Genomic DNA, 6,540 nt, shown 5'->3' on the forward strand with positions numbered 1-6,540 from the left:
GCCCAGGAAGAACGGCGCGAACGACGCGATCACCAGCCGCCGCTCCCGCTGATCCCGCCCCAGCCACGGCAGCAGCATCCCCACCCCGATATCGGCACCGGCCAGCACCAGATACCCGCCGGAGAACACCGCCAGCAACACCACCGCAACAGACTCCATCACCAGGCTCCCGTCACAACGTCCCGCTCAGCACCGGCGTCGGCTCCGCCGGGGGAGAGGCCCCCAGACCCGCACCCTCCGGACCCCGCCGCGCGAACCGCACCAGCAGCCACGCGTTCACCGCGAACAACACACCGAACAGCACCGTGAACGCCGCGAACGACGCCGCCAGCGTCCCCGGCCCCACACCCGCCGACAACGCGTCCCGCGTCTTCAGCACCCCGTACACCGTCCACGGCTGCCGCCCCACCTCACGGAACACCCACCCCGACACCATCGCCACATACGGCAACGGCACCGACACGATCATCAGCACGTGGAACACCCGCCCACGCACCAGCCACCTCCCGAACGGCAGCTTCACCAGCGCCACCGCGGCTACCAGCATCATCAGCGACCACATCGTCACCATCAGCGCCTCACCGACCCCCGCCAGCCCCGGCGCCAGGTACTCGTCAGGCCCGAACCGCGCCGTGAAACGCGCGACCTCCGCCGCCGCCGACTCACCACCCAGCTTCGTCGGCTGCACATACGCGAACTGCACCCCGCCGAAGATCACCACCGGCATCACCGACAGCACCACCGCCAGCAACCCCACCCGCATCGACCGCCGGAAGAACTCCACCTCCGCCGTCCGCCGCAGCAGGTGATAGCCGCTCACCCCGGCCATGAAGAACCCCGCCGTCAAGAACCCGCCGAACAGCACATGGAAGAACGCCAGAACCGCCGTCGGATTCGTCAGCAACGCCCCCGCGTCGGTCAGCCGCGCCGCACCGTCCACCATCTCGAACCCCACCGGACGCTGCAGCCACCCATTGGCCACCAGGATGAAATACGCCGACAAGTACGCCGTCAGCGTCACCACCCAGATCAGCCCCAGATGCACCCACCGGTTCAGCCGATCCCACCCGAAGATCCACAACCCCAGGAACGTCGACTCCACGAAGAACGCCACGATCGTCTCCAGCGCCAGCGGCACCCCGAAGACCCCGCCGGTCATCCGCGACATCCCCGCCCAGTTCAGCCCGAACTGGAACTCCATCACCAGGCCCGTGACGATCCCCACCGCATAGTTGACGACATACAACTGCCCCCAGAACCGCACCATCCGCGCATGCACCGCACTGCCCGACACCGCCGCCCGCGTCTGCATCAACGCCACCAGCGTCGCCAACCCCAGCGTCAACGCCACGAACATGAAATGCGTACCGGCCGTCAACGCGAACTGGACCCGCGCCAGCAACAACGCGTCCGCACCCATCAGCACACGCCCCAACGATCACTCCGAAAACGACCCCCCAATCCTCGGCGCGCACACCTCACCGGCGAATCAGGCGCAAGCGGTCAACCGCCATGCACCTTTCGCGCAGCCCCCGCCCCGCCACTACAACCCGGGATGTACTCGACCACCCCGGCCCCCCAACCCCAGGACGACCACCACCAGCGCCAGCGCCAGCAGCGGCAGAAGCGGCACCGACAGGGGAGCGGTCACCGGCAGCCACCGGCGCGAGAACGCAGCCGCCCACAAACGGACGGGAACTCAAGGGGGGAAACGCCGTGACCGACCAGATCACGAACCACGACGAGATCGCGGCGGGGGACAACCCGGCCTCGGTGACAGCACCGCGTACACCGAGTACAGGAGAACGAAATCCTCGAGGAACGCGGAGACGTACAGCCCGCGCGCGAGCCCCGCCTCAGGTGAAGATCAATCGCGTCGAGCCATGATCCCACCGCACCGTCAATGGCCCCGGGGGGAGGGGAGCGGCCCGCGAATCAACCACCGAACGGATCACGACCGAACAACGCCAGCAGCCGCGCCTGGTCATCGGCGTCCTCCGGAAGAGCACGCTCGGGACCGACCCGCCCCGCCGCACGCCCCACGGGCGCCAATCGCCTCGCCGTTTCCAACGCGGGGCCCACCAGATCGGCATCGAACACCACCGACTGCCCGGTCGCCCGGGCGAGATCCCACGTGTGCACGAGCAGCTCCAGCGGATACGTCTCCAGCCACTCCCGCAACGTGGTCTCTTGCCCCGTCGCCAGCCGGATCCGGCGCTCCAGCCGCCCGGACCTCAGCTCGGCGGTCATCCGGGCGCGCACCGCACGCCACGACGCCACCGGATCCTCGCCGGCCACCTCACGCCAGTCAGGATCGTCCTGGGGGAGAGGCCGACCGGCGGCACGCATCTCGATCACCAGCAGCCCCGCCGTGACGTGCCCCGCGACGTCGACCGCGCACCAGCCCTCACACGGCGACGGCGACAGCCACCTGTCCGGCGGCGTCGCGACGAGCACCGCCTCGAAACCGTCCAGGGCGCGAACGAATCAGGCCCCGGCGCCGAGCCTCAGCGGACGCCAGGCAGGGTGACGGGTGAGGGCGTGGCGGACAGAGCGGCCGCGGCCGGCGAGGCAGGGGCTACTGGGGAGACCTCGCCCGAGATCACCTTAACTTAACATAATGCACATTATCGACCAGCGATCAAGGCGTCTGGAAGCGGGGCGATCCGGACGCATCCGGCCGGGGCTCGCACGCGCTCACGTTCGTTCTCGTCGCCGAGGTCGCATCACCCGTGGGCCGTCGCTGCGGAGACTGACCTGCTGCCGGTGTAGTCGACGGACGCGCTTGCCGACCAGGACGGCGGCTTTCCATCAGTTCGCTCGGACGGCATTCGCGTGGTGCGTAGATGTCGTCATTCGGCAGCGCGCACGTGCCGGCGTCACTCATCGCGTCAGCCGGTTCTCGAATCGAACTTCCACCCACCCTGCAGGGCCGGCAACCCATGTGGCGCCGTCCGCCGCACCTCCGCCCACTCGGTCTACTCCCCGGTCGAGATCGGACTGGGTGGTGACGGGCCCGGTGTGCGTCCGGGCGCCTTAGTGGTCCGCGTCGTAAGTTCCTCGGGGGTCAGGCTGCGGTTGGTAGAGCGGGCTGATGTTGGTGCTGGGTTTCGTGTTCGGCTTCTTCGTGCTGCTGGATTCGGGCCAGTAGGTTCTGCAGGTCGGCCCGGGTGAACTTCCAGTTGAAGGGCCGGGCGGTCTGGTTGTAGCGGTGCTCGAAGGCGGTCAGCCGGTCTTGGACCTGGTCCAGGTCGGTGAAGTCGTTGGGGGCCAGGACCTTGCGCTGGAGGATGGAGAAGTAGATCTCCACCTGGTTCAGCCACGAGGCGTGCACCGGTGTGTGGACCATGACTGTGTTCGGGTAACGCCTGGTCAGCCGGTCGATCGCGGCCTGGCCGCGGTGGGAGGAGCCGTTGTCGACGATCCAGTACACCCGGCGGGCCGAGGCGTAGGGCTGGCGGGTCATGACCTCGTCGACCAGGTCGGTGAACGGGTCGATCCCGGTGGTCTCGCTGCATAGTCCGATGACTTGGGCGTGGTGGACGTCGTAGGCGGCCAGATAGGCCAGTGCGCCGCCGCGGTTGTATTCGTGCTCGATGCGCATGGTGCGTGAGGTGCCCGGCGGCAGGGTGGGATGGCAGCGGCAGCGCGCCTGGATCGAGGTCTTCTCATCGGAGGAGATCACATACTCGTCGTCGCCGAGCCGGACGCCGTCGAAGATTCGGGCGTACAGGTCCAGCACGCGGCCGGCCTTGACGGCGAAGGCGGGGTCGCGGATGAACAGCCAGGACCGGTGTTGCCAGGGTTTGAGCGCGTCGGTGGCCAGGATGCGGCGCACGGTGGAGGCCGACATCGCCGGTGCGGCGCCGCGGGCCACGACCTGATCGGCCAGGTCACCACAGCTCCAGCGTGACAGCGGGATCCCGGTCTCGGCCGGTAGCTGGCAGGCCAGCGCCTTGACCTCGGCGACCTGGGCCGGGGTGAAACGGGCCGGCCGCCCGGACCGGGGCCGGTCGGCCAGGCCCGCCGCGCCCTGGTCGGCATACCGGCCGCGCCAGAGCCGGGCGGTGTCGACGCTGATGCCCCGGCGGCGGGCGATCTGGGCGTTGGAGCAGCCATCGGTGGCGTCCAGCACGATCTGGGCCCGGACCACGTGCTGGTGAGCAGCGGTGCGGGAGGAGGCGAGCTTGGTCAGCCGACGCCGTTCGGGGCCGGTCAGGGTGATCTGGCGAGCATGAGAGGCGGGCACCGGAGAGCCTTCTGGACAAGATCGTGCACGGGGAGATCCGATCTTGTCCGCCCGTGCCCGGCACTCACGCCGGACACGCCGCAGCAGGCAAGATGGCCGCATGCCGCCTGCGATTCCTGCCTCGACCAAGACTTCGCTGGCCCAGCGGCTCCGCTCGCACGCCCGCCAGCACTGGCCTCAACTGCGTGACCTGCACATCCGCTACCACGGCCAGTTCGCCTACGTCGAAGGAGAACGGCCCGACGGCCACCGGCAGCCCCTCCTCCGGCTCCGCTACGGCGGATCGGCCTCAACCTGGGGATTCGGCGTCTACCTGGCCAGCAGCGGGAAATACGAGAACCAGATCCTGCCCAACGGCATGACCGCGGGCACCCCACAAGAAGCTCTCGACTGCGCCTGCGGCCTCTACCTCGGCAACTGACCGCACTCAGCCCCCGAGGAACTTACGGCGCAGACCACTTAGGGCGAGCACGACGAGTCCGGTGGCAGGTGCTCGGAGACTCCCAAGGCCTGGACGGGGCCAGCCGGAAGATGTTCAAACCAGACAGAAGGTGAATTCTGTCTGGTTTGGGGATGAAGTTCGTGAACCAGTACTTTTCGGGCCTCTCATTCGTCCGAGCGGCGGCTGGGGTGCTGCTCAGTCGCGGTCCGACGGCGTCCAGGGGTGCGGTCGACGGCTTCATCCACCTCAGGATTTTGCCATTCGGCAACAAGGTTTGCGGTTCGCTGCCCTCCACCAGCATCGTGAAGGCCGCACCGAGGGGCGCACCCCGGTGGAGATCGTCGTAACCGAGGAGGATGGCGGATGGCGCACGGGCCCGACCATGCGTTCGACAAGGACTACTGGGAGCGGCACTGGCAACGGAGCGACGGTCCCGAGAACCCGCACCGCGTTCCTCCGAATCCGTACCTGGACCGGGAGGTCGGCGGACTGGTGCCGGGCACGGCGCTGGACGCGGGGTGCGGCGCGGGCGCCGAGGCCGTCTGGCTGGCCTCGCGTGGCTGGGAGGTCACCGCGGTCGATATCTCGGCCGAGGCGCTGGCCCGCGCGGCTGACCGGGCGGCCGCGGGCGGGGTCGGCGCGCGTGTGCGGTGGGTCGAGGCGGACTTGGGCGGCTGGGAACCGGGGATGCGGTTCGACCTGGTCACCACCCACTATGCCCATCCGGCGATGCCGCAACTGGAGTTCTACGAGCGCGTCGCCGGGTGGGTGTCCCCCGGCGGCACCCTGCTGATCGTCGGGCATCTGCACTCCCCCGGCGCCGCCGGCCACGCCGGCCACGGCCATGCGCCTCCCGCCGAGGCGTCGGCGACCGCCGCGGACGTCGTGGCGCGCCTGGACGGCGCCGAGTGGGAGATCGTTGTCGCCGAAGAGCGGCACCGCATGCTCACCGGTCCCGGTGGCCGTGCGGTTCCGCTGGACGACGTGGTCGTGCGCGCCACCCGGCGCGGCTGACTGCTTCGCCCTGGCGCCCGGGGATTCCGTTCCGGTGTCGTCTGCCTTTGGGAGGGCGTCAGAGCCCGCGTGGGGCTGCGTGCGGGTTCCGTAGGGTGTGCGGCATGAGCGTGCTCCGGTCGGTCGGGTTGTTCGTGGTCGCCGCGGTGGCGGAGATCGGCGGGGCGTGGCTGGTGTGGCAGGGATGGCGTGAGCAGCGCGGGGCGCTGTGGATCGTCGGTGGTGTGCTGGCGCTCGGTGCGTACGGGTTCGCGGCGACGTTCCAGCCCTCCCCCGATTTCGGGCGGATCCTGGCGGCCTACGGTGGTGTGTTCGTGGCGGGGTCGCTGGCGTGGGGTGTGGTGGTGGACGGGTTCCGTCCGGATCGCTGGGACATCTCCGGTGCGCTGATCTGCCTGGTGGGAGTGGCTGTGATCATGTACGCGCCGCGGGGGTGACGCCTCTCCCCCGGGGTGTCAGGGGCGGGCGGTGAGTTCGGTGAAGCGGAGGGCGTTGCGGACGGCGGCGCCGCCGGGGTCGTTGTTGAAGTAGACGTAGGCGTCCTCGGCGGCGCCGAGTTCGTCGGCCCAGGCTTGGAGGGTTTCGTCGTCGTAGTGGGGCCAGGGTTGTGCGGGGCCTTCGTGGAGGCGGAGGTAGAGCCAGTCGGTGGTTCTCCAGAGGGGTGTCTGGGGTTGGCCTAGGCGATCGGTCCAGCTGAGGGCGGCGCCGTGGTGTTCCAGGGTGCGGCGGGTCTGGTCGGTCCACCAGGAGGCGTGGCGGGGTTCGACGGCGACGCGGATGTGCCGGGGGAAGCGGCGCAGGCATTCGGCGAGGCGTTCGTGGTCGGCGCGGAGGG

General features: G+C 69.5%; 8 protein-coding genes. 3 read left to right on the forward strand and 5 right to left on the reverse strand.

The window, feature by feature from the left end; all coding sequences use genetic code 11:
* From E1289_RS35585 to E1289_RS35600, 4 genes are all read right to left on the reverse strand, one after another.
* Positions 1–159 (reverse strand): cytochrome d ubiquinol oxidase subunit II (locus E1289_RS35585; protein WP_165970761.1); only part of this gene is annotated, 159 nt, incomplete at its 3' end.
* Positions 160–172: 13 nt separating this feature from the next.
* Entirely contained in the window at positions 173–1,426 is a 1,254-nt protein-coding gene (locus E1289_RS35590) for a cytochrome ubiquinol oxidase subunit I (RefSeq protein ID WP_243713403.1), read from the reverse strand.
* Between the two features lie 509 nt (positions 1,427–1,935).
* Complete coding sequence (locus tag E1289_RS35595) at positions 1,936–2,475, reverse strand: TIGR03086 family metal-binding protein (protein ID WP_131988251.1); 540 nt, start codon at positions 2,473–2,475, stop codon at positions 1,936–1,938.
* A gap of 592 nt (positions 2,476–3,067) precedes the next feature.
* A complete protein-coding gene (locus E1289_RS35600; protein ID WP_207929366.1) occupies positions 3,068–4,249 on the reverse strand; it encodes an IS630 family transposase in 1,182 nt (393 codons plus the stop codon).
* A gap of 100 nt (positions 4,250–4,349) precedes the next feature.
* On the opposite strand from E1289_RS35600, the gene E1289_RS35605 reads away from it, so the two are divergent.
* The 3 genes from E1289_RS35605 (at position 4,350) to E1289_RS35615 (ending at position 6,142) form a co-directional block, all read left to right on the forward strand.
* A complete protein-coding gene (locus tag E1289_RS35605) occupies positions 4,350–4,670 on the forward strand; it encodes a hypothetical protein (protein ID WP_131988253.1) in 321 nt (106 codons plus the stop codon).
* Between the two features lie 384 nt (positions 4,671–5,054).
* Positions 5,055–5,705, forward strand: coding sequence for a class I SAM-dependent methyltransferase (locus tag E1289_RS35610; RefSeq protein WP_131988255.1), 651 nt, complete (start codon positions 5,055–5,057; stop codon positions 5,703–5,705).
* 104 nt (positions 5,706–5,809) lie between these two features.
* On the forward strand, positions 5,810–6,142 hold the full coding sequence (locus E1289_RS35615) for a YnfA family protein (protein ID WP_131988257.1): 333 nt from the start codon (positions 5,810–5,812) through the stop codon (positions 6,140–6,142).
* 18 nt (positions 6,143–6,160) lie between these two features.
* Here E1289_RS35615 and E1289_RS35620 read toward each other — a convergent pair.
* Positions 6,161–6,540, reverse strand: a 380-nt coding sequence (locus E1289_RS35620) for a DUF72 domain-containing protein (protein WP_131988259.1), incomplete at its 5' end; no start/stop codon positions are given.

Source organism: Actinomadura sp. 6K520, assembly GCF_004349245.1.
Taxonomy (GTDB): Bacteria; Actinomycetota; Actinomycetes; order Streptosporangiales; family Streptosporangiaceae; genus Spirillospora.